Source organism: Neisseria sp. P0021.S006, assembly GCF_051956895.1.
The window spans coordinates 1-681 of the sequence record NZ_JBQCWZ010000758.1 but is presented as its reverse complement, the minus strand read 5'-3'; the positions used below and the strand labels follow the sequence as shown (position 1 = coordinate 681).

The window sequence follows — 681 nt, the reverse complement described above, 5'->3', positions numbered from 1 at the left end:
GTCAAGGCAACCAAATCAAACTGGTTATGCCTGAAAACGTAACCTTCGCCACCGGCAGCGCTGCCCTGAGCGGTCAAGCTCAAAGCGCCTTGTCTGCTGCTGCACAAACTCTGGTTCAATATCCTGACACGACTTTGACCATCAACGGCCATACCGACAATACCGGTAACGACGCCATCAACGAGCCATTGTCTCGCAACCGCGCCGAATCTGTCGCTACCTTCCTGCAATCCCGTGGCGTAAGCAGCACCCGTTTGAGCACTTTCGGTTACGGCTCCCGTCAACCAATCGCCTCCAATGCTACTGTTGAAGGCCGCGCACAAAACCGCCGCGTTGAAATCTTGATCAACCCTGACCAACGCGCCATTGACGCCGCTAAAAAACAAATGTAATCCGACAGCTGTCTGATTCCCATGCTTAAGGCCGTCTGAAATTTCAGACGGCCTTTTTCTTTGTAGATTTTGTTTGCAATTTCTCCTCCTCAATCCAATCCATCATAAAATTTATTCCTTTATTAACAAGACTTTTCAATTTTTCCTTTAAAAAAACTGTATTAATACTCTAATTTTTACACTGACTTAGAGTATAATTCCTAAAATTTTAAAAACACGCCTCATGCCGTCTGAAAAACGGCGGCGAAAAACACACTTATTTGTATACACATCAGCCCGTTATCCAATC

Annotated in this window: 1 protein-coding gene; it reads left to right on the top strand. The window is 45.7% G+C overall.

Annotated elements, in window-relative coordinates; all coding sequences use genetic code 11:
- A partial coding sequence (locus ACTHUM_RS16935; RefSeq protein WP_440403547.1) for an OmpA family protein occupies positions 1 to 392 on the top strand: 392 nt, incomplete at its 5' end.
- Positions 393 to 681 lie beyond the last annotated feature (289 nt).